This window comes from Alkalispirochaeta alkalica DSM 8900 (assembly GCF_000373545.1).
Taxonomy (GTDB): Bacteria; Spirochaetota; Spirochaetia; order DSM-27196; family Alkalispirochaetaceae; genus Alkalispirochaeta; species Alkalispirochaeta alkalica.
The window spans coordinates 1-26,018 of record NZ_KB891706.1 but is presented as its reverse complement, the minus strand read 5'-3'; the positions used below and the strand labels follow the sequence as shown (position 1 = coordinate 26,018).

At 58.8% G+C, this 26,018-nt stretch carries 17 protein-coding genes and 1 rRNA gene; 8 read left to right on the top strand and 10 right to left on the bottom strand.

The genetic code is table 11. The features are described from left to right. Positions 1 to 31 precede the first annotated feature (31 nt). Positions 32 to 1,627 (bottom strand): hypothetical protein, encoded by a 1,596-nt coding sequence (locus tag B071_RS0107895; protein WP_018526562.1) that lies wholly within the window; start codon positions 1,625 to 1,627, stop codon positions 32 to 34. 97 nt (positions 1,628 to 1,724) lie between these two features. Between B071_RS0107895 and B071_RS20485 the strand changes: the two genes are divergently transcribed. Together B071_RS20485 and B071_RS20095 are read left to right on the top strand one after the other, a co-directional pair. Then, a complete protein-coding gene (locus B071_RS20485) occupies positions 1,725 to 4,088 on the top strand; it encodes an esterase/lipase family protein (RefSeq protein ID WP_438829645.1) in 2,364 nt (787 codons plus the stop codon). Positions 4,089 to 4,255: 167 nt separating this feature from the next. Continuing rightward, on the top strand, positions 4,256 to 6,166 hold the full coding sequence (locus tag B071_RS20095; RefSeq protein WP_018526560.1) for a methyl-accepting chemotaxis protein: 1,911 nt from the start codon (positions 4,256 to 4,258) through the stop codon (positions 6,164 to 6,166). 37 nt (positions 6,167 to 6,203) lie between these two features. On the opposite strand, the gene B071_RS0107880 is transcribed toward B071_RS20095, so the two are convergent. Further along, positions 6,204 to 6,851 (bottom strand): vWA domain-containing protein, encoded by a 648-nt coding sequence (locus B071_RS0107880; protein WP_018526559.1) that lies wholly within the window; start codon positions 6,849 to 6,851, stop codon positions 6,204 to 6,206. Continuing rightward, positions 6,848 to 8,101: an OmpA family protein gene (locus tag B071_RS0107875; protein WP_018526558.1), complete on the bottom strand. Its 1,254-nt coding sequence runs from the start codon at positions 8,099 to 8,101 to the stop codon at positions 6,848 to 6,850. Before B071_RS0107875 ends, B071_RS0107880 begins: the two co-directional genes overlap by 4 nt. A gap of 496 nt (positions 8,102 to 8,597) precedes the next feature. Between B071_RS0107875 and B071_RS0107865 the strand changes: the two genes are divergently transcribed. Further along, entirely contained in the window at positions 8,598 to 10,094 is a 1,497-nt protein-coding gene (locus B071_RS0107865; RefSeq protein ID WP_083914645.1) for an MFS transporter, read from the top strand. Here the strand turns inward: B071_RS0107865 and B071_RS19600 are convergent. The 5 genes from B071_RS19600 to B071_RS16585 all read right to left on the bottom strand — a co-directional run bounded on the left by B071_RS19600 (position 10,048) and on the right by B071_RS16585 (position 18,600). Further along, positions 10,048 to 10,605, bottom strand: coding sequence for a cyclic nucleotide-binding domain-containing protein (locus B071_RS19600; RefSeq protein ID WP_018526555.1), 558 nt, complete (start codon positions 10,603 to 10,605; stop codon positions 10,048 to 10,050). The two genes, B071_RS0107865 and B071_RS19600, sit on opposite strands and share 47 nt — an antisense overlap. A 1,154-nt stretch (positions 10,606 to 11,759) precedes the next feature. Continuing rightward, positions 11,760 to 12,965, bottom strand: a complete 1,206-nt coding sequence (locus B071_RS0107845) for a helix-turn-helix domain-containing protein (protein ID WP_157703083.1) — start codon at positions 12,963 to 12,965, stop codon at positions 11,760 to 11,762. A 63-nt stretch (positions 12,966 to 13,028) separates the two neighbouring features. Next, positions 13,029 to 14,588 carry a beta-N-acetylhexosaminidase gene (locus tag B071_RS16590; protein ID WP_018526551.1) on the bottom strand — a complete coding sequence of 520 codons (1,560 nt, stop codon included), beginning with the start codon at positions 14,586 to 14,588 and terminating at the stop codon, positions 13,029 to 13,031. After that, entirely contained in the window at positions 14,588 to 15,937 is a 1,350-nt protein-coding gene (locus B071_RS0107835; protein ID WP_018526550.1) for a GH1 family beta-glucosidase, read from the bottom strand. Before B071_RS0107835 ends, B071_RS16590 begins: the two co-directional genes overlap by 1 nt. A 32-nt stretch (positions 15,938 to 15,969) precedes the next feature. After that, a complete protein-coding gene (locus B071_RS16585; protein WP_438829648.1) occupies positions 15,970 to 18,600 on the bottom strand; it encodes a beta-mannosidase in 2,631 nt (876 codons plus the stop codon). A 253-nt stretch (positions 18,601 to 18,853) separates the two neighbouring features. Between B071_RS16585 and B071_RS16580 the strand changes: the two genes are divergently transcribed. From B071_RS16580 to B071_RS0107810, 4 genes are all read left to right on the top strand, one after another. Further along, positions 18,854 to 19,972, top strand: a complete 1,119-nt coding sequence (locus B071_RS16580) for an ROK family transcriptional regulator (protein ID WP_157703082.1) — start codon at positions 18,854 to 18,856, stop codon at positions 19,970 to 19,972. A gap of 53 nt (positions 19,973 to 20,025) precedes the next feature. Continuing rightward, a complete protein-coding gene (locus B071_RS0107820) occupies positions 20,026 to 21,333 on the top strand; it encodes an ABC transporter substrate-binding protein (RefSeq protein WP_018526547.1) in 1,308 nt (435 codons plus the stop codon). 68 nt (positions 21,334 to 21,401) lie between these two features. Continuing rightward, complete coding sequence (locus tag B071_RS0107815; RefSeq protein ID WP_018526546.1) at positions 21,402 to 22,289, top strand: carbohydrate ABC transporter permease; 888 nt, start codon at positions 21,402 to 21,404, stop codon at positions 22,287 to 22,289. Between the two features lie 8 nt (positions 22,290 to 22,297). After that, positions 22,298 to 23,149 (top strand): carbohydrate ABC transporter permease, encoded by an 852-nt coding sequence (locus tag B071_RS0107810; RefSeq protein WP_018526545.1) that lies wholly within the window; start codon positions 22,298 to 22,300, stop codon positions 23,147 to 23,149. A gap of 138 nt (positions 23,150 to 23,287) precedes the next feature. Here B071_RS0107810 and B071_RS0107805 read toward each other — a convergent pair whose 3' ends face one another. Next, complete coding sequence (locus B071_RS0107805; protein ID WP_215730286.1) at positions 23,288 to 24,841, bottom strand: GAF domain-containing sensor histidine kinase; 1,554 nt, start codon at positions 24,839 to 24,841, stop codon at positions 23,288 to 23,290. A 139-nt stretch (positions 24,842 to 24,980) separates the two neighbouring features. On the opposite strand from B071_RS0107805, the gene B071_RS16575 reads away from it, so the two are divergent. Then, positions 24,981 to 25,595: a class I SAM-dependent methyltransferase gene (locus B071_RS16575; protein WP_018526543.1), complete on the top strand. Its 615-nt coding sequence runs from the start codon at positions 24,981 to 24,983 to the stop codon at positions 25,593 to 25,595. Positions 25,596 to 25,846: 251 nt separating this feature from the next. On the opposite strand, the gene rrf is transcribed toward B071_RS16575, so the two are convergent. Beyond that, positions 25,847 to 25,957: ribosomal RNA gene (rrf, locus tag B071_RS0107795) — 5S ribosomal RNA — on the bottom strand. Positions 25,958 to 26,018 lie beyond the last annotated feature (61 nt).

Here is a 26,018-nt window from a genome sequence, read left to right as displayed (position 1 = left end):
ATCTCTTTTCTGGAGCATCCAGGTCCCCGAATCAGAATCGGCGCACGGGACGAACGTGCCGGGTGTATCCCTTGCCCCAGCGGTTTTCATCCACTCCGACTCCATCCATCACTACCCGGGCATAGGCTCTGCTGTGCTCGGTAGAGGTCCAGTAGTACGCCTGGGAAGCAAAGCCCCCGTCCTTTTCCAGAGCTGACATCATCTCCAGAGCTTCATCCCAGCTCGGTAAAAACCAGTCAGCGAAGGTCTCTCCCTGATGCTCGGTCACCAGACGGTAGCAGTAGAGGGCCGCGTAGTCATCACCTGCCTTGTAGTCATCGCCGTAGTCACCATTATCAAGATCGTCCTCGTCAGGGAGTTCACCATCATGGAAGGCAATAATCGCTTCTGTGTTCTCTAGGCCAAAACCGATCTCCCGGTGCCGGGCATCCTCTCCCACCGTTCTGCGGTCCCCCCAGGGAAGGCGATCCGGAGCATCCTGCGGAGCTGCTTCGAGATAGCGCCATCCATCCTCCATCCATCGAGAGTTCTCGTAGAAGATCCACCCTCCTGCAGGGCCCCGTTCTCCCACAATGTAATCCCCGATCTCCAGATTTGCTGCAGCGCTCCCCGCCCGGTTACCTTCGGGCGTGGTTGCAATCAGCGAAATCTGATAAAACCCCCGAGGCCAGAGAGTTGTATCATCACCGATCTTGAGAGACGCCGTGTCCGAGCGGAGCTCCCCGTTCACAAACCATTGGTAAGAGATGTTCTGGTGAGAGGGCTGGGAAGAGACCACCCCCCTGAGGCTAATCATCTCGCTCTCCATCATGCGTGGCCGGTGGCCTTCTATGGAAACCTCCAGCGGAGAAGCCATATCTTGGGTAACCGTTACCCGCAAACGCCCCTCAGAAGTCTCCTGCGTATAATCGTACGCTCCCCGGGTCACCCCGCCTTTCACGATCCGTACAACCCGGACACCGCCACAGGCAACCGTGCTCTCCCCATCGTTCAGGGAAAGAAAGAGCCTGTAATACCCCGCATGCAGATCCACGGCAGCCAATGCCCTTGACGGGGTTACGAGCCCATCATCGTCAATAGCAAATTCTATCTCAGGAACGGGATGGGGATCTTCCTGATCGTCGCCGGGAGATTCTATCCGTTCCAGCCGTGCCTCCACCTGTGGGTGCGAGACACCGCCGGGCCTCCAGAAAACTTCCAGTTTGAGCGTTCCCTTTCCCTCCAAAGGAGAAACCCGAATATTGGTGGTTGTTTCCGAGCCACCCCGCACGGTTGCTACGGAACGTCCACGCCCTATCACATCGCCCTCAGCGTTTTTTGCCTCCACCGTTATCGTCCAGTCACCGCCCCGGAGGCCCTTGCGAACAATCTGACCGGGATTCTCTCCCTCAACGACATGATCAAAACTCGCATCCCCCGGGCCCGTTCCGGATACTACCCAGGAGCTGATATCCATGGACAGTTCCGGTTCCAGCGTTGTCTGCTGCGACACCCCCTCCTCTCCGAGGACGATCCGGAGAGCCCCCCGCGATTCACCCCCCGATGAATCGGAGCTCAGGACGTTGCTGCACCCCGTAAGAGTCCACACCGCGACAACCGCCGCCAGCAAGGCCATTCCTTTCTTCATGTATTCCTCCTTTGAAAACCCTTTAATAGACATATTAATGATATATTTTTTTAAGTCAATATTTTTTCAAAGAAATTAATTTAACACTTTCTAAGTCATGATATCATTAAACGCAATATTTGAAATTTNTGCTGAAAACAAAGGAGGAAATCATATGCTGAAAGGAAGTCTAAAATTCGGTTTCGTTTTTTTGCTGTTGGCAACGCTCCTGGGGTGCGATACCTTTCTGGGGTCCGACAGCAGCTCTGGAGGGAGCTCTTCCGGAGGAGGGCCAGGAGNCACAAACCCCGTTACCACCTCAGGAAACCGATACCCGATCATTCTGGTCCACGGCTTTGCCGGGTGGGATCGCCACGAGAAACAACTCCCCACGGGCGAGTCCTATTATTACTGGGGAGGAACAGTCTACGACATTCAGGAGGAACTCCGCAGCGCCGGCTACGATGTCAGAACCGCTGCGGTGGGCCCCTTTTCAAGCAACTGGGAACGCGCCTGCGATCTCTACGCCTACATAAAGGGGGGTACCGTGGACTACGGCCAGGCCCACGCAAACCGCTGGGGTGTCGCCCGTTTCGGGCGTACCTATGAGGGGATATACCCCGAGTGGGGAGGCATAGACCCCTCCACAGGGGAGCCCCGAAAGGTTCACCTGATCGGTCACAGCATGGGGGGGCAGACCATTCGAACCCTGGTCCAACTCCTGGAAGAGGGTCACCAGGACGAACAGCATGCATCAGGCAAAGATGTCTCCTCCCTTTTTGAGGGCGGGAACTCCTGGGTGCACAGCGTGACCTCCATATCCACACCCCACGACGGGACATCGGCGGCCGATGCCGAGGGTTTCGAGTTTTTTGTCGATCTCATGCGGGGAATGATTATTGACACCGCGATCGGTCACGCCTCCCGCGAGGGAGCCCCCCTCTGGCAGGATTACAAGCTCGACCACTGGGGGTTACATCAAGGGGAGGGAGAGTCAACCGAGGAATACCTGGAGAGGATCGCAGACCACGAGATATGGGAATCCAGAAACTTTGCCCTCTGGGATCTGAGCCCCCAGGGAGCAAAGGAGCTGAACCAGTGGGTAAAGGCCCAGGAGAACGTCTATTATTTTTCCTGGACCACCAACAAGACCCGCCCCATGGTATCCGCCGACGATGTGNACGAAACCTGGGGAGCACGAATGAGGCGATTGCTTGGTCTTGGTGGGTTGACGGGGGCCACCGTTGAAAAAGCCATCAACTCTCTTATTGGCTACGACTCAGGCTATCACGTCCCCTGCGATGTCAATGGCCAAAAGCCCATGACCACCATGTTGCAGCCCGTGGCTGTTCTCATGGGGCGCTACGAGAACCCNGGACTGGGAATAGACCAGCGATGGTGGCCCAGCGACGGTCTGGTAAACGACGTTTCCCAGAACGGCCCGAAACTTGGGTCGAAAGATACAATCGTCCATGNTTANGACGGCCGGATCGAGTCCGACGGGAGTTACCCTGAACGGGGAATCTGGTACCACTGGCCCGTCAAGAAAGGTGTGGACCACATGGAGGTGGCAGGAAACCAGACTTTTTCCCGAAACCGGCACAGGCGATTTTATCCGACTCCCTTCTTCCTGGATATGGCAAAGCACCTCTGGGACCTTCCGAGGACCCCCTCGGAGACATCCCAGAGGAAGCTCGCCCTGGAAATATNCTGGGAAGGGGAACTCCCCGAAGAAGGCCCCCACCTGCCCCTGACCTTCGTGAACCTTGCAACCGGCGAGGCCCATACCCCCTCCCCGGAAGGCGAACCTCCCCGGTTGTGGGATATTGCCTTTGGGGCAACCCTGGTAGAAGGTAATCGGGGCACAACAGGGTTCAATAATTCCTCGTACCGGATTGCTCCCCAGGTCTACACCAACAGCGGAGAAACCGCAGAACGTCTCGAATCCTCTTCATCTGAAGGAGGAAGCGCACGCGTCCACCTGGTCACCCACNACGGGGAATCCCCAGTCCGGTCCCTCGGACAGGTAACGCCTTTTCACAAGAGCGAGGCCCGAGGGATCTTCGAGCGGACAGACTGGTACGACNGGGCTTCACCTCATGGCCCAAAGCATTTTGACAAGCTCCTCCAGATCGACTACAGAAGCAACACCGGACCATCCTCAAGCCGTTCCGTAGAAAGAATCATGAACGTCATGAACTACGTGGGGTATCTCACCTTTGACGACGGGATCTACGGCCGTGGATTATGGGGAGGAAGAAAACCACCAATGCAAACATACGAAGAGCCCGCCTTTTATACTCTCTCTGATAGCGGTGATCCCGAATCGGATTTTGAACCGACAAGAAACGTGTATCTTGTCCGCCACGGAGATGCCCGGGGATATTCCGCCGTACAGATCACGGAACTCGCAGTAACGGGAGCCAACGCCATGACCCTGACCCTGCAATTCCGTCTTCTGGACCAGAGCGAACCGGAATAGCCCGACTCTGCCCCCCTGCGTCCCGATCCTTCAGGACGCAGGGGTATCCTGCAGGAAATTTCTTCCTTTCCTTTGACAAGGCCCGGGTAAAGCACAAGACTTTCTACAGAAAGTTCTCGCCGGTTGCGCCGGAGCGCTGCCCCTGGATAAGGAGGTCTCCTGTGAAGATGTCGATCAAAATGAAGCTGGCCCTGATGGTAGTCGGCCTGCTTGCCCTGGTTATCGTCACCGTCACCACAGCGGTGTACATCAATTACTCGCGACAACTGAATCAGCAGCTCCTCGTCGAGACTCAGACCAAGATGGACGCTGCCACAGCCCGGGTGGATGCCTGGCACGCCGTGAACGCCCAGACCATCAAGTCAGTCAGGAACGAGGCCCGCCATCGCATGGACGACATCCAGGGGATTCTACCCTCCCTGATCGCCGGCGTCGACGACAACCCGGACCTCTCGGCCATGTACTTCTGTGACATGGTCCCCTACTATCAGGGAGGAATCTGGATCGAGAGCGGGGGCTGGATACCTCCCGATGACTACGACCAGTACACGCGGGCCTGGTTTGCCAACGCCATCGAACAGTCTGAACCTATTCTCACCGAACCGTATATGGATATGATCACCAACAGCCTTGTGGTGAGCGTGGCGGGACGCATCGAGGGAGACCAGGGAGAGATGCTGGGGGTTATCGGTCTGGATGTCCTCCTGACGACGGTGGAGGAGATCGTCCGTAATCTGCNCATCACCCGGAACAGCCGGTCCTACCTCCTNGACGGGTCGGGCCTCTACATCACAGCNGATCAGGAAGAAGATATTCTCACCGAGAACTACTTCGAACGNACCCAGCGGCAGCCCATGCTCAGGGAGCTGCGAAACGCCCCCTTCAGTTTCAATATCGACCGCCGCACCNGGACCTACGCAGCAGCTCACCGCTCCCAGGCAACAGGNTGGATCGTCGTTTCTCAGGGCCCCCTGTCCGATATCTACGGTGTACTCTACCAGTTTCTGAGGAATCTCTTCCTGGTAGCTCTGGCGGCTCTCCTGGCGGGCACCGCTGCGGTCTATCTTCTGGCGGTGAGCTTCACAAAGCCGATCCTGGCCATGAACGAGATAGCCCGGGAACTCGCCTCGGGAAACCTGGAGATCGCCGTCGACGGGAAAGCAAGCCAGAGAGGGGACGAGATCGGGGTCCTCGCCCGTTCCCTGGATCAAACCATTACAAAACTTATCAGCGTTGTCTCGGACATTCAGGAATCTTCTTCGCGGGTTGCCGCCAGCTCACGCGAACAGGCCGAGGGGGCAGAACAGGTCTCGCTGGGTATTCAGGAGGTCTCCAGATCCAGTCAACAGCTCTCCTCGGGCGCAACCGAGCAGGCCGCCAGCGCCGAGGAGGTCTCGGCCAGCGTGGAAGAGATGAGCGCCAACATCCGCCAGAACGCCGACAACGCCATGAGTACCGAAAGCATTGCCGTGAAAGCCGCCCAAACCACCCAGGACGGGGCCTCGGCGGTGCGGCAGACCGTGGAAGCGATGCAGCAGATAACCGAGAAGATAACCATCATCGAGGATATCGCGCGCCAGACCAATCTGCTCTCCCTCAACGCGAGCATAGAGGCCGCACGAGCGGGCGTACACGGAAAGGGATTTGCTGTGGTAGCGAGCGAGGTGGGCAAGCTGGCCGAACACAGCCGCGCCGCAGCCAGCGAGATATCGGAACTCTCCAAAAACAGTGTTGCCGTAGCGCAAAAGGCAGGATCGACCCTGGATACCATGGTGCCGGAGATCCAGAAAACGGCCGAGCTCATTCAGGAGATCAGCGCAGCAACCCGCGAGCAGGACACGGGGGTACAGCAGATCAGCCAGGCCATAAACCAGCTCGATTCGGTGATCCAGAATAATGCGGCTATCTCCGAGGAGTTCAACGCCACCAGCGAGAAGATCTCCGACCAGTCCAGCGCGATCGCCGAGACAGCCAGGGAGCTGGCCCTCCAGGCGCAGCGGATCACCGAAACGGTCGCCTTCTTCCGTGTGGCCGGTGCAAAAAGGACCACCGCTCCCCTGCTGAACCCGCCCGAGTGAGCCGCCGGCGCTCCCGTTCCCGGACCTGCTCCCGCCCTTACGGCGAGAGCAGGTCGTCGATAGCTTGCCGGATTACCTCTGACACCTCATCATCGTCGCTGACAGGGAGGGAGACTCCCCTGCCCAGCTCCGCCAGACGGTCGAGATCTGCCATCTGCCCAGGGCCGACCGCCAGACCGATCGTGGATGTTCGCACACCTCGGGCGTAGGCCTCACGGACCAGGGGCTCGGAGGCCGGATCCACGTCGCCGTCGCAGAGGAGGATCAGGATATTCCAGAACCCGGGAGAGCGATTCCTGCTCAACTCGGCGTACCCCGCCCGAAGTCCCGCAGAAACGGTTGTACCCCCACCGGCGGTTATTTTGTCAATCGCCGCAATCACCTCGGCCCGCCGGGCAGAGGTGACCCGACGCGCCTCGACATCCACCCTTGCCGAGTTATCGAAGGTCACCACGGCGAGGACATCCCGGGAACTCAGCCCCTCTACCAGCACAACAGCCGCGCTCTTCGCATTCTCCATCCGGCTGTTAATCCCCGATCCCATGCTCCCGCTCCGGTCTATCACAAACGCCACGTTGAGCTGCCGGGTCTCGACATAAAAGGGATACCGGGCAATCTCGCATCCCGGGAGGAGGATCGCGGACAGGGGAACCACCACCAGGATCATGCCTGCAAGATATCTCATGAGCCCTCCCTCTCGGGGGGAGAGAGGATCAGCTCCACCCGCCGGTTTCTCCATTGTTCACCGGTCTCTCCAAAGGGGACCACCGGCTCCGAGGCGCCCCTGCCTTCTGTCCTCATCCTGGCCGGATCGATCCCTAACTCAACCAGAGCGTCTCTCACTGCGTCGGCCCGTGCCCGGGAGAGCGGGATCAGAACCTGTTCCTGCTCCCGGGGCCCCCGCACGGGATCATTCCAGTGAACAAAACTGGTATGCCCCTCTATGAGCACGGTATACCCGGGGTACTTCCGGAGATCCCGGTACAGACGCCGCAGAATTCTTCTGTTTTCCCCGGATCGCTCGTTCTCCGGCCCCAGAAGCACCGCCTGGTTTGGCGGGAAAAAGAGATCCGTCACGGTGATAAAGGCCTGTTCCCGGGGCATACTCGCCGGAGGAATCCGCGCGGAAAAGCCCGCGAAAAACCGATAGACACCACCCCCCAGGGCAGGGAGCCCCACTCCGGCGTGGAACGACACCGCCTCCCGGGGAAGATCAACCACCATCTGGGGAAGAACCTCCACCATGTACCCCCGCTCCATCCAGAGCGTTGCCCGGTTCTGCACAACCCAGGCAGCCCTGGCCCGGCCGAAAGAACGATACCAGAGAACCGGAGCGAGGTTCAGAAACACCCTGTTCTTGTATCCCTCGCTATCAGGAAAGTGATCCCTGCCGAGCGTCCGTGCATAAGAAAGGGTAGCCAGAAGAGGCAGGTCCTGGCCAAGGAGGGGAAGACTCATCGGGCTGGTGACCCCGCAGTAGAGATCCCACCCCGGGTCCCCGTAGGGAGAGATTACACTGGCCACGTTGGGCAGGCTCCCCTCGTAGGACTCCCACCGCAGATCGTCCCGGTAATAGATAACCCCTGCGTAGGGCATGACCGCTGATCCCGAAGTCACCTTCCCTTTAATCCGCCCTTCCAGAGCCGCCACGGTACCCAGATAGAAATCGTCATCCCGATAATTCACCGCGACAACCCCCGCCGTAACCTGAAGATCATCGACAAGCCCAACAGTCAGGAAAGTTCTGTTCGCCACCAGAGGCATCGCACCGGTTTCGGCTGATGTGGTTTGCGCAAGATCACCGGTTTTTCTCTCCACCATCCTGGGAGAAGGGGAATCGATCAGAAAGAGACTTTGAGCCTCAACCCCTCCGGATACGGGGGAACCGAGAGAGGGAACCAGGAAGATCACTCCCAAAAACCAGAAAAACAGCACAACCAACTATAGAATTTATCTCCTCCTGCTTTCCACATCTTTGTGAAAATCTTCTTCACCGCGTATAATCTGTAATAAATAAAATTGCAGGAGATCGGGGCCGTGGCAAGAATAATCATGGCGATAACGCTCTTTTGCCTGGTCCCGGGGTTGCAGGCAGAGGTGGTGAGCACACGCTATATGGCAGGAATCCTCTCGTTCCACCAGGAAGATTACAGCGATATCTCTACCTACGCCTTCGGCGGAGCCCTTGGCACAGGCAGATCCTTCCCTCACAGAACCTGGGCTGGATGGCGGGCGGAGGCGGGGTACCGTCAGCACTCATCGCTGAAGGCAACCGAGGGGAACTGGATACATAGCCTCCATGGGTCGATCGGCCTGGAAGCAGCCTTTCAACTCCCNCAAATCCACCACACCCTCCGGTCCCACATCGCCGCAGGGAACGTGCTGCACCTCATCCCCGATCCCCTCGATACCGAAGATACCCGCCTGAACGATGAGTGGTATCTCGACAGATTTCTGGAGATCGGCCTGGAGCTCTCCCTTCGCGTTGACGAGAGTCTCCGGTTTTCTTCAGTCTTTATCGCCCCGCGATTGTGGATCTTTGTTCAGGGAGGATACGCCCTGCCCGTCCTGGTTGGCCTTCGTCGCTAGATCGCGGGGCTCCGGGAACCCAGGGGAAGAGGATTCCCCTGTCATGGCATCTACGCATCGCCGGACCTTTGCGNTATACTGGCCCCACATGTCTACAAATGCAGGCGCTCCAGCCATCAAGCTCTATCGAGGTTACGGGATCGTCGCTGCCAGCTTTGTCGTTCAGGGAACGATTGTGGGAGCGATCTTCACATACGGGCTCTTTCTGGAAGCGCTCCAGAGTGACCTGGGCTGGTCCCGGGCGGTTATCTCCGCCGGTTCATCCCTGGCATCGCTGGTGATGGGAATATGTGCGATGATCTTCGGGGGGCTCACCGACAGGATCGGCCCCCGCCGTATCCTTGCCCTGGCCAGCCTGGCCATCTCTCTGGGCTTCGTCCTCATGTCGCGGGTCACCGCGCCCTGGCAATTACTCGTGATATACCCCCTCTGCGTCGGCCTCGCCTTCGGGAGCCACGATGTGGTAACCCTCTCTACCGTCTCACGGTGGTTCGAACGCCGCCGGGGAATTATGTCGGCCATCGTCAAAACCGGCACGGGGGTGGGTCAGGTGATCGGTCCCGCCGCCGTGGCGATCCTGATCACCATCTTCGGATGGCGCACGGCCTACCTCTGGATCGCTGCAGTGACGGGCCCCCTGGTGTTCTGCGCATCGCGCTTTTTGCACCGCTCGCCCGAAGATGTCGGGACGCCCCACGAGGACGCTATTCCCCCTCTTGATGAGGCCTCCGGCCCCCCTTCGGGGGCGTCTCCTCTTGAGGGCATCCCCCAGCTCATCCGCAGCCCCCAGTTCCGGCGCGTTTGTGTGGCCCAGGCGGCAGTCTTCTTCTGCACACCCGTGATCATCGTTCATATCGTTCCCTATGCGATAGATCTGGGAATAGAGCGAACCCTGGCAGCGGGGATTCTCTCCGTTATCGGAGCCATCAGCATTGCCGGGCGGCTTGTCATGGGAACGATCATCGACCGCACGGGCGGGAAACGNGCCCTGCTCTATTGCTACGCTGTGCTGGCTACGGCCTTTGTGCTGCTGCAGTTTACCTCCACGGCCCCCACGCTCTACCTCTTTGCCCTGATCTACGGGTTCGGTCACGGGGGGCTCTTCACCTGCGTCTCGCCCCTGATTGCAGAACTCTTCGGCACACGATCCCACGGTCAACTCTACGGCACCACGGTCTTTGCAGGAACTCTGGCGGGATCGCTGGGGCCCACCGTGGCAGGAGGAATTTTTGACCTGCTGGGCAGCTATCGGCCCGCCTTCCTGCTGCTGATCCTCCTGGTGGCGGTGGCTGCTATGGCTGTAGCGTCGATACANCCTCGTCAGTGGAGGCCGGAATAAGCGATTCGATCAGCTCNTCGACCTCGGCCTGGCCCCGATCATCGCGACGCTCGAAAGCNAGCTCCAGGTTGACCTCACGCAGCTTCATCATCAGNTTATGGACGATCATGAAGAGCACCTTCATGCCCGAACGGGGATTCTCCTGNAGAACTTTCAGAAAGGCCGTCCGTTCAAAGCACATGAGACGCANCGTCTCCTGGGCAACCACAGAGGCGATGCGGGGCATATTGGAAAAAATTGCCGCCTCGCCCACCACCTGGCCNGCCCCGAGGGTAGCCACGTAGGCNTCGCTCCCCTCCTGATTCACCATAACCGAACAGGCCCCGGAGAGAATTACATAAACCTCCTGCTCCACGGCGTGTTCGTGAATGAGAACCTCCTGNGGATCGCATTCCACAAACCGGGAGCATTCTATAAGTCTCTCGATTGCCTCATCAGGAAGATGCCGGAAGAGGCGGGCCTTCTTTAGCTGCGGCAAAAGCGTATCCTGTTTTACTCGTATATCTTTCATANCACAGAGAAGTATAGNCCACGGANCGAGAGCTTTCCAAAGAAACTTGATTTTTCTGCAGAAAAACCGATCACTGAACCAGATGAGGCCTGTTATTTTTCTCCGGTCTNCCCTGGCGCTATCGCTCNCACTCTGCCTGATCGCCCCCNTGGCANCCCTGCATGCCTCGGGTCGCATCGCCATACATCCCGCTCCCGATCCGTTTACCCTGAACAGTCGCGATGCAGTCCAGGCGGTCTGGATGATCCGGCGTAGCCGGCTCCTGATCCTGGCCCCGCCCGGCGGGGATCGGGAAATCATCTATCTAGAGAACCCCCTGGATCTGGAGGCGCGCTACGCGGGAACNGATCCGGACCCTCCCGCCAGGGAGCACGCCCGGCGNTACCAGCTCTACCTGAAAGNCGCCCCCCTGGACTGGCAAAACAGCTTTATCCGGTACCGGGGGGAGATGGTAAACCTGCAGGGCCTCTTTACCTACCGGAACCAGGAACTGCCACCGGGGCTCCGCCTCCGTCTTTCCGACGGGCCTGACAGCTAGAACTGGTACGACAGATGNCCGCCGGTGAGCAGGNTCAGCTGGCCTCCTCCAAGATCGANTGCCTCNATCCCCGAGGTATCATACTCGCCTCCCAGAACGCGCAGATTCAGGAGGGTCAGACCCAGCACCAGCCGGTCCGAGACGGCCAGATCCACACCGGATCCGNCCTCAAAAAAACCCAGAATAAAGGTGGCGGTATCGGAGTCANCATTCTCTCCGTATTCCCGGGATTCCTCAATCTCCAGGCCCGCACCAACTCTNCCGAACCATCGAGCCGAGCCGGTATGGAACCCCGCCTTGACCCCCAGCCCCATCATAGCTGAAACCTGCTCATCGAAGGTATTGTTATCGCTGGTCTCNTCAAGACCAAAAAAGGACAGCTGCATTCGTCCGTCAAAGCCCAGGGAATTACCCCAATACCCCAGACGCGCTCCGATCATCTCGGTTCGGCGGAACCGGTCTGCGGCAATGCCTGCCGTCCACCCCCGTACCAGCGGAACCGACTCCTGCCCATGAAGCTCCACCACCAGGGGGGAGCGGCACAGCAGGAGACATCCCAGAAAAATCCAGGGCCTGATCTTTTGTCTCATGTCGTTCCTCCAGAAATCAGTCTGCTTTACAGTATAGCGCGGGCCCTTCCGTTTTTCGAAAGATACTCCGAAGGAGATGTGCCAAAGCGCTCCTTGAACACCCGGTTGAAGGTACTCTTTGAGGGGAACCCTGACTCGATAGCCAGAGCAAGAATCGTTCGCTCCTGAAGCTCCCCTTCCTGAACCCGTTCGAGGAACTCGTTCAGACGATACCGGTGGATGAGCTGGGTGTAGTTCTCGGCGTAGCTCTCGTTAATGACGGTAGACAAGACCCTGGGCGGTACATTCAGACACCGGGAAAGCCGATCCAGGGTGAGAGAGGGGTCCCGATACATACCCTGCTCCAGCACCTCCTGAAGTTTTTCCCGTATTTCTCGCGCATCCTCTTCATCGGGACATGCTCCGGAGCGCTGCCCCTGCCTGGTGCCCGTCTTCGTTTCCGTCCCCGTCAGAGAGAGAACATCGGGAACGATCAGGAGAAAGAACGAAAAACTGTAGACTGAAACCATCATCACCATGGCGGGAATGAGAAAGGGGGAAGCCAGGCTCTCCTCAGCACCCGATCCTGCGGGAAAGAAGAAGGCCGTAACCAGAAAGGCCCCCATCGAGAGGAGGGGTGCCACAACAACACAACGGGCCCAGACCAGTCGTCGTCGCATAACCCGCGACAGGGCCTCCCCCGCCCTGCCCTCGCCGGCTGCACTCCTTCCGGCCACCGAGCCGGGGCCATCCCGAAAAAAGACGAGGCGGAAGCAGAAGAATCCGTATATTCCGCCCAGAATTACCTTGATCGCATGTCGCAGGAGCATCCACGATGGAACCTGCGGCGAAAAAAGTCGGGCAACAAAGTCCCGGTATTCCTGGGGAGAGAGGGAAAAGAGGAATCCTGCAAGAAGGATCGTCTCCAGAAACCAGGGCAGAACGTGCAGCCACCACCTCCGGGGAACTTTCCCGTCGGGAAAAATCAGCTCGCCCACATACCACCAGACAAGAAAGCCGTACAGAAGCGGAAGAGGCCCCACCACCGAAAAGACCCAGGGATGTTCCAGGAGAACCTCGGGTGTCCAGGCGGGAATGGTTCCCAGCCGCAGGGAAAACCCCAGGAGAAATATCCCGAAGGGGAGGTTTTCCCTGCTGCGGTAGCGAACCGCTACCAGGAGGAGAAGCAATAATCCCTGGAGCGCGCCCATGAGGGCAACCACGGAGAGCAGGGGCATCCCCCCAGTATACACTCCTGCGGCTGCTCCCGTAAGGGTCTGCTACCCTATTCCGTCAGGAACGCCCCCGGTCCGTTTTCAGGAGAAGGGCCCCGCATAAACATTGACACCACAGGAGAAGAGAACACGTCGCATCGCCTCGAGACGATCCTGAAAATCCTCATTCCAGCGGGATGTCCCGGGCACCCCCTTCCAGAGTCCCTGACTCGCTGCGGCCAGCCGAACCACCGCCATGTACTCGGCCTGGCTGTGCCAGGATATTCCCTCAGTCCAGAGCTGGGCTTGTCCTCCCAGAATGTTCCGGGCGGAAGAGGAGTCCGTCGCACCGAGGTAAGAGCAGGGTTCGAAGGAGGAGGTTTCTCGTACCGTTGCAGCACCCAGTCTCCCCGCCTCGAGGGGAGAATCCAGGTGCTTGTGGTCAAGATAGACCCTTCTGGACTGGGGCGCCAGAACGATCTGATACCCCCCTTCCAGGGCAGCCCGGGCGAACTCGGGTTCGCGCCAGTTCACCACAATCGTCTCCCGGGGCAAATCGAGTCGGGATGCTTCGTCCCAGACCAAAGGCCGTTTGCCCGCAGCCAGCACCGCCTCAGCCATGGACCGCACCAGGACCTGATACAGGTCATCCACCGCGATCCCCCGGCGAAAGGCCTCGTTGCGACAGTTGGGACAATCGTGCCAGGCTCTGGTCATCACCTCGTCCCCCCCCACATGGACGTAGGGCCCCTGAAACAGGCGGCTCACCTCGCCGAAAACCGACTCGATAAACCGGCCCGTCTCCGGCCTGGACGGACAGAGAACCGATTCAAAAATGCCCCATCGCGTCTCTACGCCCGGGGCAATACCGGAGCACCCCAGTTCGGGGTACGCCGTGATCACCGCCGAGGCGTGGCCCGGCAGATCGATCTCGGGAACTATCGTGATACCCCGCAGGGCTGCCGCTTCGTCCAGATCCCGAAGATCCTGGTGGGAATAAGACCCCCCATACAGCTTCTGATCGCTCGTTCCGTCATCGCGCCAGGCCCCGCTGTCGGTCAGTTCGGGGTATTCCTCCAGAGGAATACGCCAGCCCTGGTCGTCGGTCAGGTGCAGCTGAAACCGGCTGAACCGCAGGAGCCACAGCAGATCCAGAAACCGGTAGAGCGACTCCAGGGGGAAAAAATGCCTGGCCAGATCGAACATGAAACCCCGCCAGGAGTGAGCGGGCCAATCCTCGATCACCACCGGAGGCAGAGGGAGCATATCCTCCCCCTGACAGCGAAACCGGTTGTGCAGGAGAGCTTGAAAAACCGTGGCAAGGCCCGCCGCTACGCCATCCCGGTCGACTCCGGTCAGGGTGATTCCCCGGGAGCCGACCTCCAGACGGTACCCCCCGGGCTGCACAGAAGCAGCGCGCCCCCCCTGGTCGATCACCAGGTGCGCCTCTTCCCGGTTCCTGCACAGCTCCCAGGAAATATCCCGGGCGGTTCGCAAACGATCCACCGACTCAACCACAGCCACGGCGGTGGAGCGACTGACCTCGTCGCTGCACCAGAGCCGGAGCACCGGGGGGGGGAGAAACCCTTCGGCGACACTCTGGCTGGAACTGGTAACCCGTTGGGGTTCCGGGAGAAGATCATCCCATACACACCGACTCATCAGAAATCCTCCGATTGGCTGATCACTTCGCGAAGATAGTAGAAACTGTCCTTTGGAACTCTGCGCTGGTTGATGTAATCGGCATAGATGATGCCAAACCGTTTGGTATACCCCAGGGCCCACTCGAAATTGTCGATCAGGCTCCAGACAAAATATCCCCGCAGGTCGACACCCTCCTCAATCGCATCCAGGGCCGCCGAGAAGTGATCCCTCAAATACTGGATACGCCTGGGATCTCTGCACCGGAGGCCATCGTCGCTGAGGGAATCCTCCATGGCGCAGCCGTTCTCGGTGATGTAGAGCGGACACTGTCCCCGGGTTTCCCGGGCTACCCACGTGAGCTGGCGATACAGCCCCCGGGGAGTAACGGGCCACCCCATGGCAGTAGTCTCGTGGTAATCGGGTGCAACACGGAATCCCTCGGGATGATCGGGATCGAAGGCCATAACCGGTTCGAAATAGTAGTTCAGCCCCAAAAAGTCGATCTTTCCGGCGATGATCTCCAGATCTCCCGCTCTCACCTCGGGACGGGTTTCCCCGGGGTAGGCCTCAAAATGCCGTTCCGGATACCCCTTCCCGAAGAGCGGATCAAAATACATCCGGGTCCTGAGATCCATGGCACGATCGGCGGCGAGAACATCCCGGGAATCCTGCGTGGCGGGCCGGGGAGTATCAATATTCAGGGTTATCCCTATGGGTTGTTCCGAACGCCCGCCCTGCTCACGGTACGCCTGGAGAGCCAGACCGTGCCCGAGGAGCAGGTGATGGGAAGCGGCCCAGGCTGCAGAGAGATCCCTTCGGCCCGGGGCGTGGACCCCCTCGTGATACCCCAGGACGGCACTGCACCAGGGCTCGTTCAGGGTAATCCAGAGATCGACGTGGTTGCCCAATTCGGTAAAACAGGCTTCGGCGTATTCGGCAAAACGACAGGCCGTATCCCGGTGTGGCCATCCTCCGGCATCCTCCAGAGGCTGGGGGAGATCCCAGTGATACAACGTCGCGGCGGCGGAGATCCCCCGCTGGTGCAGGGAATCGCAGAGGCGTTTGTAGTAGTCAAAGCCCCGGGAGTTGAAAGAACCGCTACCGGTGGGCTGAAGGCGAGGCCAGGCCAGGGAAAAACGATAGGATCCCACACCCAGATCCTTCATCAACCCCGCATCTTCCTCATATCGATGATACTGATCAACCGAGACATCGCCGGTATGACCGTGAAGGACGGCCCCGGGTTTGCGGGAGAAGGTATCCCAGATACTCTCGCCCCGGCCATCCTCCCGGGCAGCACCCTCAACCTGATAGCTCGCTGCAGCAACTCCCCAAAGAAAATCCGCTGGAAACTGTCGTCTGGCCATTGCACCCTTCCTTTATTGTTAGTGTCTTGCTCTTACCGTTTCTTATCGTGTAGTGCCTGCTGGACGGCTCGTTCCGCTTCCGTGCTTCCGTGGCAGGCCGATGCCAGATGCCGGAACCGGATCAGTCCGGCCGGGTCTTCCGTCACCTCCCCTCCCGAGGCCGTCGGGATCAAGGAAAGGGATCGGGTTTCGCCGGGAAGCAGAAGAAACCCTGCGTCATCGGCCCGCCAGGGGGTATTTCCGAAATCGGGGAAAACCCAGAATGCGGGAGCCTCCCGGCACAGAAGCTCCCGGCGATACTCCTCACCTCTTCCGGCAGGGCAGCGCTCCATATCCCGCACCTCCAGAAGGGGGGGGAGAAGCTCACACCGTTTGGGCTCTGTCAGAAAAGACCAATCGCGCTCTACCACCTGCGCTCCCTCCCAGTGGGCCACGAGAAACCCCTCCCGGGGAGAGAACCCCAGATCCTTCAGATCGTACCGGGCCACCTCCCGGGCAGAATCGGCGGGGACCCCCACGACCCGTTCCTCCTCCCGGAGAGGATCGCCCCGCCAATCCAGAAAGCGAATGACCACCGTTCCCTCCAGCTGCTCGGCACCGTCATTGATACACCAGACCTCGGCGGCCTCCTGATGAACCTGGCAGACCAGGGTTCGGGGGGCAAAGAATCGCCGCGCCTCGTGGTGCAACATCTTCCACCGCCCGTCGTACTCGATGCTGGACCAGGAAACAACGGGCCAGAGATCGTTCAGTTGCCAGAAAAGCGCCCCCATGGACTGGGGACGGCGACTCCGCCAGAAGGAAACGGCGCTTTTGATCGCCCAGGACTGCTGAACCTGACTCAAATAGATGAAGTCCTGAAAGGTAAAGGGAAAGCGAAAGTAGCGGGTCATCGTCTCGGAGACCACCGCATTCCCTCTTGGACTTCTCTGGTGATGCTCGAGGTCGGGTGCCGTGGGGTTCCACTGATCGGNACCGGCAAAGCTGGCTATGCCCGAGAGCGAGGGAAAGGACTGGAAGCCGAACTCCGAACAGAACCGGGGNACGACCTCGTAATAGGCGCTGAAGGGAGCNCCCTCGTGCCAGACACTCCAGTAGTGCATGTCTCCACAGCTGTCATCGTGCCAGTTATCAGAGAAATTCCCCTCTCCNGCAGCGGGCGAGCTGGGCCAGAAAAGGCGACTCTCATCGAGACCCCGAACTACCCTGGCGATCACCCCCGTATTCAGCCGGTCGTAATCGATCACATAGCGCTCCCGGTTTTCCCGGGATTCAGGAAACCATCCCAGGGCCCCCACATTCTCNTTNTTCCCNCACCACAGAGCAATCGAGGGATGGCTGGCGAGTCTTTTGACCTGGGCAGCNACCTCGCGNCGGACATCCTCNAGGAACCACTCGCTCGAGGGATAGAGGGAGCAGGAAAACATGAAGTCCTGCCATACCAGAATTCCCAGTTCGTCGCAGAGATCGTAAAAGCAATCCTGCTCGTACTGGCCCCCTCCCCAGACGCGGATCATGTTCATATGTGCAGCCCGGGCATCCTCCAGGAGTTNCCGGTACCGGTCGCTGCTATGGCGGGCCGGAAGCGCATCCAGGGGAATCCAGTTCGCACCCTTTGCCCAGACATCCCGGCCGTTTACGCGAAAGAAAAAACTCACCCCCCACTGATCGGGCTCGTTCACCACCTCGATGGTGCGGAAGGCCGTGGTTAGTTCCCGATACCCGCCATCGGTATCGAGCTGCACCCGGTAGAGAGGCTGCTCACCGTATCCCGCAGGCCACCAGAGAAGCGGATCGTCCACAACCAGCTCAACCTCCAGGCGAGTCCGGCGGGGATCNGGAGAAGAAAAGGGANCGAAGCACCCCCCCGAGAACCCAACCGGAGTCGTCTCATGATCTCCTCCTGTCCGGGGAACCTCGATGACCCGGTCAGACTCGGCCACGACCTGACCCTCCTGATCCAGAAGCCGTGCACGCACCGAAGGGAGCTGTCGATCCCTTTCTTTCTGTGGCGTGTCTTTTTCAGGTGTGTCTTTTTCAGGCGTGTCTTTCCCCGGAGTGTCCCTGTAATCGCCCTCGATGAAGATTCTCATCCGCCACCGATCGCCACCCTCCGGGGAAGGGTCTCTGCGGGGAACTCCCCAGGCAGCGCAGAGAGACCACTCGGGTTCTGGAGAGAGTGTGATCGATCCATAGACGCCCAGCGTCATCAGGCAGGGGCCCCAATCCCATCCGCTGTGGCACTGCACCTTGCGGAGAAGATTCCGGTGCGGCGACTGCACGGGATACTCCGAGTGGGGCACAGGATAGGGCAGGCCTTTGGCCCGGCGCGAAGCCTCTTCCTCGGGACTCTTCAGGATCAGCCGGATCCGGTTCACGCCGGCCCTGAGGAACTCCCCGGCCTCGACCCGCAGGGGAACAAACATGTTCGCTCCGCTCCAGATATGATTCCCGTTCATATATATCTCGCCCACGGTGTCTACCGAATCGATCGAGAGAATCCATCGGGATCCCTCCTTGAACCGATCCAGGGTGAACTCCCGCTCCAGCATCCAGTCTCGTCTGCCCGGCCACTGGAGACTCAGTTCGTTTTGCGCCCAATAGGGATCAGAAATAATCCCCTCCTGGAAGAGTGCGCTGTAGACATCACCGGGAACAGCCATGGGCAGACGGTGCTCGCCCGAGAGATCACTCAGCTGCCAATGACCCGAAAGATCAACCATATCTCTACTCCTGCCCCAAGGGGCGTACTTTCTCTTGCAACGCAAGTTTTCCTTGACATACGTCGCGTACCATGGAACACTGAAGTTGGTTTTAAAACCAACCAAATGGAGTGTAGCACAGGTGGCGACAGCGAGCAAGAGAAATCGAATCATGAACCGGGCCCACATCCTNAGGGCAATCTGGAGAACCCCCATGATAAGCAGGGTTCAGGCGGCCGCGCTCCTGGGGCTGGACAAATCCACGGTCTCCCTGGTGGTGAATGAACTTCTTGATCAGGGTCTTCTTGAGGAGGTCGCCCAGGGGGAGGCCTCGCGCCAGGGAGGACGAAAGCCGGTGTTGCTGCAGATCAACCCCCGCTTCGGAGCCGTTCTGGGGATGGAACTCCAGCCTGGTTTTTTTCGGGCAGCCCTGTGCGATCTTCACGGGAGGGTTATCAAGGACTGGACCAGCGAAGGGTGTCGCGGGGATGAATCCTTCTCGGAGTACCTCCTGAATATCATCGGAAGTCTCCTCGACGACACAGGGGAGCATCAGCAACAGATCATGGGCGTGGGCGTGGCCATGGGTGGTCTTGTGAACTCCCTGAAAAACGAGATCGCCGGGTCTATCCCTCTCCACCTGGAATCATACGATTTTCAGCGCGAGATTTCTGACCGTTGCCAGGTTCCGGTGATTGCCGAGAACGATGCCAACGCCTGCGCCTGGGGAGAGTTGACCTTTCACAGAACCTCGGATATGCACGATTTCCTTTATGTTTTCGTGCAAATGCGCCATGACGATCGGGCGGACCTCACCTACGGGGGAATCGGGGTAGGGATCGGTGTGGTGATCAATGGAACGCTCTATCCCGGGGCCAGTTTTACCACCGGAGAATTTCGCAGCGCCTTCTGGAACAACCAGGGTTCGGGGCAGTTCTCGCTCACCGACGAAGAAGCTGCCCGGGTCACGGAAGATCCCGCCCTGCGGGAACGGTTTTTCCGCGAACTCGCGCGGAACGTGGCGGTGATCGTTAACGTGATGAACCTGGATCACCTTTTTGTGGGCGGCGATGTCCTGAAATACCGGCAGGAACTGGGCCCTGTTCTCCGCGAGGAGATCCAGCGCAACTGGCCCTACGAAACTCCCGTGCAATGCGAGATATCCTTCTCTTCCTTCGGGGAGAAGGCCGTGGTCTACGGGGCTGCGGCGATGATCCTGGACAGGATCTTCTCGGATCAGATCTTTCCCCTGGGAGACATCCGAAACCGCCACGGCCGGGCAGAAGTACTCAGCAAGTTTACCGAGGCTATCTTGGGCCTCGGAGAACGATAAACGCCCCTCGGGGCAAAATCGGGACCGGAAAGGTCCCACTAGGGAGGTTTCAGATGAATTTTTTCGGACGACTGATGTGTGCGGCCCTGGCCGTAGCGGTTGTAACGGGGACGGCCTTTGCCGGAGGGGGCCGCGAAAAGGTCGATGACGGGACGGTAAAACTCGAGATCTTTCACTACCTTGACCTGGCCGATAACACGGAGGCGGAAAACTTTCAGGCCGTGGTCAGGGCATTTCAGGAGAAGCACCCCGAAATCAAATTGGAGTTTGACTATCTCTTCGACGAGGCCTACCATAACCGCCTCCAGGCGATGGCGGTAGCGCAGCAACTCCCGGACGTGCTGTTCCTCTGGCCCGACAAGCGCACCGGCCACGTCACCGGCTCAGGCCTGATCAAGGACCTGCGTCCCTGGATCGAACCGGTGCGGGATCAGTTTGCCCCGGCAGCCCTCGCCCCCCAGGGGCCCAACGGAGAGATCTGGGAACTGCCCGAACAGATCACCACGACTCACGTGATGTACACCAACGATCGCCTCCTGAAAGAACTGGGCCTCACCTTTCCGGAAACACTGGAGGAGCTGATCGCCCAGGGCGAAGTGATTCGTGCAGCAGGCTATATCCCCATCGCCATGGACAACGGAGGTGGCTGGCAGATGCAGAGCACGCTTCTGAGCACCCTGGTTGAGCGGACGGGGGGCCGGGAGTGGATCGAACGGGCCGCCGCAGGCCGGGGAGCGGCCTTTACTGACCCCCAGTTTGTCCGGGCTCTGGAAGTGATACAAATTCTCTTCCAGGAAGAGATGTTCTCCCCGGGCCTCAACCAGGCAGAGTACGGCCAGGCCATGACCGCTTTTGCGAACGACCGGGCCGTGTATTTCATCGACGGCGGGTGGCGAACGCGGAACCTGGCTACGGAACTCACCCCGGAACAGCAAAAGACAACGTCCTACAACGTCTTTCCCCGGCTTCCCGACGAACAGGGCCAACCCGGGGCAACATCGATCGTGCCCGGAACGGGTCACGGCATGAACGCCAACCTCACCGGGGAGAAGGCCGAAGCTGCCTGGACCTGGATCTACTTCTTTGCGGGTCCCGAGGGCTCGCGTATCAAGGCAGAGCAGGGCTGGGTTCCCGCTGTAGTGGGTATTCTCGACGACAGCGCGCCCCTGATGACAAGAAAACTGGCTGACTTCCTCGCTGCCACCCCCGGAGGGTACGTGATCGACTCCATCATGGACGCCGAAGGAATGGCGGTTCTTCAACCGGCACTCCAGGAGATGATGTTTGGTGCGATCTCTCCCCAGGAGGTAGCACGACGCTACGAAAACTGGGTTGCCGCCAACGATTCGAGCCGCCGCTGACCCGGACAGAAGCAATCCCTCCCGCACACCCCGGTCTGCGGGAGGGAGTTTCAGGGAGACCTCAACAGATGACAAGCAAGACAGAAAAACGCTGGAGCTACGTAATCCTGGTGGGCCCGGCGGTTTTAATCTACGCTGCGGTGATCCTCTTCCCGATCATCTTCAGCCTTTCTCTCAGTTTCACCCGCTGGACCGGTTTTGGAACTCCCGAATGGATAGGACCGGGAAACTANGTCCGCATGATCCAGGATCCGGTGTTCCGCATAGGATTGCGCAACAACCTCCTGATCGTGGCGGTCTCCGTTTTCGGACAAATCCCCTTCGGTTTTGTTCTCGCCTATATTGTCTACCGGAAACTGGTGCGGGGACACCAGTTTTTTGAGACCATGATCTTTCTTCCCATAACCGTTTCGGCGATCGTGGTCGCCAAATTATGGAACCAGATCTTCTCGCCTGCCGGTGTGGTGACACAACTGGTGCGGATAATCCAGGACAACCCTCGCTACGTTTTTTCGATTTTCGAGAACCGAGACCTTGCGATTTTACCGATCCTTGGTGTCATTCTCTGGTACTACACCGGGATATACATGGTCATTTTCCTGGCGAACCTGAACAAGATATCACCCGATGTGATCGAGGCCTCGGTGATGGACGGGGCCAAGGAGCATCAGATCCTGTTTCAGGTAATCCTGCCCCAGATGACAAACATCGTCTTTACCACTGCGGTTTTTGCGATCGCAGGAAGCCTGAAGAGCTTTGACCTGATCTTTGCCATGACGGGGGGAGGTCCGGCCCACTATACCGAGGTTATAGCCATCTACATGTATTTCAATACGTTCCGATTCTACAACTACGGCTACGGTAGCGCCATATCGATCATGATTGTTATCCTGAGTCTCGGGATGATCTCTGCCCTTCTGGCAGTATCGCGCAGGTTCGAACGGAAGTACGAATAGGAGTATTCATGAGCAGTACATCCCTGACCCAACAAAAGGATCTGGTCGCCTGGAGGATTTTCTCCTATATCTTTATGGCAACCTTCACTTTTCTTACGGTGGCCCCCCTGATATGGCTTTTTTATAGCTCCCTGAAACCCCACCCCGAGATCGTACGCAACATCTTTGCGCTCCCCCGGGGTATCCATACGGCAAACTATACCGTGGCCTGGGAGCGGGGCCGTCTGGGGCTTCTGATCGCGAACAGCGTGTTCTACGCCGTCACCGCAACGACCGTCACGGTAATCCTGGCTCTCTCGGCGGGCTACGGCCTGGCCAAGTTCCAGTACCGCATATCGGCGGTTATCTACATTTTCTTCATCATGGGCTTGCTCGTCACGGCGCACTCCGTGCTGGTTCCCCTCTTTGTGATGGCCACACGAGTGGGAATCGCCGATACACGCCTGGGAGTTCTCCTTCCCTACGTGGGATTTGGTCTTCCCTTCATGATCTATCTGGCAGCCTCCTATATCCGCGGTATTCCGGGGGCCGTGGAGGAATCGGCCCGAATCGATGGGGCGTCCTATCTCCAGATTTTCTGGCATGTGATCCGCCCCATCTCTGCCCCCGTGGTGGCCACCATGACGATCTTTGCCTTTCTGGCAAACTGGAACGAGTTCGTTTTCGTCTTTGTCCTTACCAGCCGCCAGGCCTTGCGAAGTCTTCCTGTGGGGGTAAATGCCTTTGCCGGTGGCATGTCCCGTGACTACGGGCTTCTCTTTGCCGCTCTGGTAATCGCGACAATACCCATGATTCTTTTCTACATCTTTTTTCACGAGCACCTGAAAAAAGGTTTTGCTGCGGGAGCTGTCAAGGAATAACAGCTCCCCCCAGGTTGATTGCGCCGGGAGGAGATGGGATCGCANCAGCTCCCTCCCGGCAATTTCGCTGTGGCCAAACCCTGCTCCCTTGCCCCAGAGGGGGTACACCCCTTCACACGGGGGCCCCGCGGAAACCGTCTATTTGAAGTAGAGCTCCTGGTCCAGGCCGTCGCGGGGGACAACAAGGGCCATGCACGTGCCCTGGCTTCCGGTGGAGCGCACCAGCGCATCCCCACCATGAGCCCGCAGGATGTCCCGCACCAGGGGGAGTCCGAGCCCCGTTCCTTCCTCACCCAGCGTACCCGGTCGGCTTGTCTTTACCTCGTGACGGAAGATATCGGGAAGGTCCTTTGGAGGTATCCCCGCTCCCTGATCGGAGACCCGCACCTCTCCGGCTTCCCCGTCGATACGGACAACCCCTCCAGGAGGGGAGAATTTTATGGCGTTTGAAACCAGATTAAAGAGGGCCTCCCGGAAGAGCCCTGCGTCGACGTTCAGCGAAAAATCACCATCAAGCTCGTTGCGGAGATCAATTTTCTTGTCCTGAATCTGTTTCTTGAGGATCAGAGCAACCTCCTCTACCAGAGGCCGAATGATCGTGGCCATTTTGTCCAGGAGAATCTGCCCCGATTTTATCCGGTGGATGTTCAGGAGCTGATTTATCATTTCCACCAGGAGGGCCGCGGTACTCCGGAGGTCAGCGATAACCGAGGTTCGATCTTCCTCGGTAAAAAAATCGGGGGAGCGTGCCAGAAGGTCGAGCATGGTAAAAATCCCCGAGAGCGGCGATTTAAGATCGTGGGATACGAGGGAGAGAAAGGTATCCTTTATCCGGTTTGCATTCTCGGCCTGAAGACGCTGTTCCGAGAGAACCGCCTCTTTTTCCTTCCGGTCACGAATATCGGTGAGTGCCAGAAGCTGATGGTGCTGGCCCTGCATCTCCAGGGTTGCTTGAACAAGCTCCACGGGAATTTCCCTGCCCTGTTTGTCGCGAAGAACCGTATCGGCGGGACCGGTGCACCCCGTGGGAGGATACACAAGAAAAGACGTGACGGGCTGCCCTGCAATTCCCTCGGAAGAGGCGCACCCCAGAAGGGTGGCCAGGGCGGTGTTCCCCCGCACAATGAGATTTTTTGCCACCAGCACAAGCGCCACCGGAGCTGCCTCAAAGAGTGTCTCGAAGATCTCCCGCTCCGCCTGGAGAAGCTTGTTGGCCCGACGGAGTTCCAGCTGTGCCACAACCTGGTCGGCGAGGCGTTCCACCGCCTGGATCTGCTCGGAACTCAATTCACGAGGCGTATAGTCGGCGATACAGAGGGTTCCCAGGATGCTTCCGTCGGAAACGCGCAGAGGCACCCCGCAATAGGAGCGAACAGGGCCCTTCGCGTCCAGCGCCACCGGCTCAACCAGATCGCTCCGGGCTGTATCGGGAATCATCAGGGGTTTGCCTGAACGCAATACGTGCTGACAGTAGGAGTCCTGCCGGGTCATGGAGGCCGAAGTGAAACCACGTGTGCTTTTGAACCAGAGCTGCCTTTCGTCGATGAAGGTGATATACGCAAAGGGGGCCTGTGTAACCACGGCCGCCAGTGCCACGATGTCATCGTAGGCCTTCTCCGGCGCTGTTCCGGCGATTCCATAGCTTTCGAGGGTGCGGATTCTCTCTTCCTCGCTGTGTCTCAGCGTTTCCATGGTTCCCATAATGCCCCAAGTATACCCGAAGGGACTTTTTTTCCCTATCCCTCCCGGAAGGGACCTCTCCCGGCAGGCAAGGGTTTCTGGTATACTCCGGGTTTGCAGGTTTTGGAAGAAGGACCAGGAGGAATCAGCCATGAACAGCACTGTCTGGAATGAACGATATCGGGCCGGTCACGGGAGTCTGGCTGCACCCCCGGTGGAACCCCTGCAGGCTTTCGTCGAGGGGCTGGAGCCGGGCTATGCCCTGGATCTTGCCTGCGGAGCGGGAAGAAACGCCTGTCACCTCGCCCGCCGGGGCTGGAAGGTAACAGGGGTCGATTTTTCCGGTGTCGCCCTCACCGTCGCGCGCGAGCGGAGCCACGATCTGACCGATCTGGTTAGCTGGGAGGAAGCAGATCTGCTTGCCTATAGTCCCCGGGAAGAGTTCTACGATCTTGTGGTTGTCACGTATCTCCACCTGCCGCGCCAGGAGTTGGTGCGCGTTTTCTCAACTGTCGAGAAAGCTCTCAAAGCGGGAGGATTGTTTTATTTTCTGGGGCATCACAGAAACAACATATCCCGGGGAACGGGGTCTCCCAAACACGCCGATGTCGCCCATGTTCCCGAGGAGATCATTCCGATGCTCCCCTGGTGTACTATCCTGTCAGCTCGGGAAGAGGTTCGACGTCCCGATCACGACCGGGGAGGACCAGGACGGGAACAGCAAATCGACAGCCTTGTAATTGGTCAAAAGAGGGATCTCTTCTAGGGAAGGCTCCGGCTCGGTGCGTTCCTCGGGACGTTGTCCCTGCGGTACGCGCCTGGCACGGTCGTCGCCTTCCAAAGAGTTCTTTNTGTATCCCCAGGCCCCTTGCGGGTCCTGGGGATACAAAAAAACGTCTCCTCCGCCGCTGCCCGCGGCTCCGGCTCGGTGCGTTCCTCGGGGCTCCGCCCCTGCGGTACACACCGGGGTACCCAGACGTTTTTTATTGCCCCATTTCCATGTGGGCAATAAAAAACGTCTGGCGACGACCTACTCTCCCACCATGCGGCAGTACCATCGGCGCGAGAGGGCTTAACTTCCGTGTTCGGAATGGGAACGGGTGGAACCCCTCTGCTATGATCACCAGACGTAACAATTATCTGTTACCGGAACGGGAATGAAGGAGTGCATCAGGCGGGAGCCTGAGCG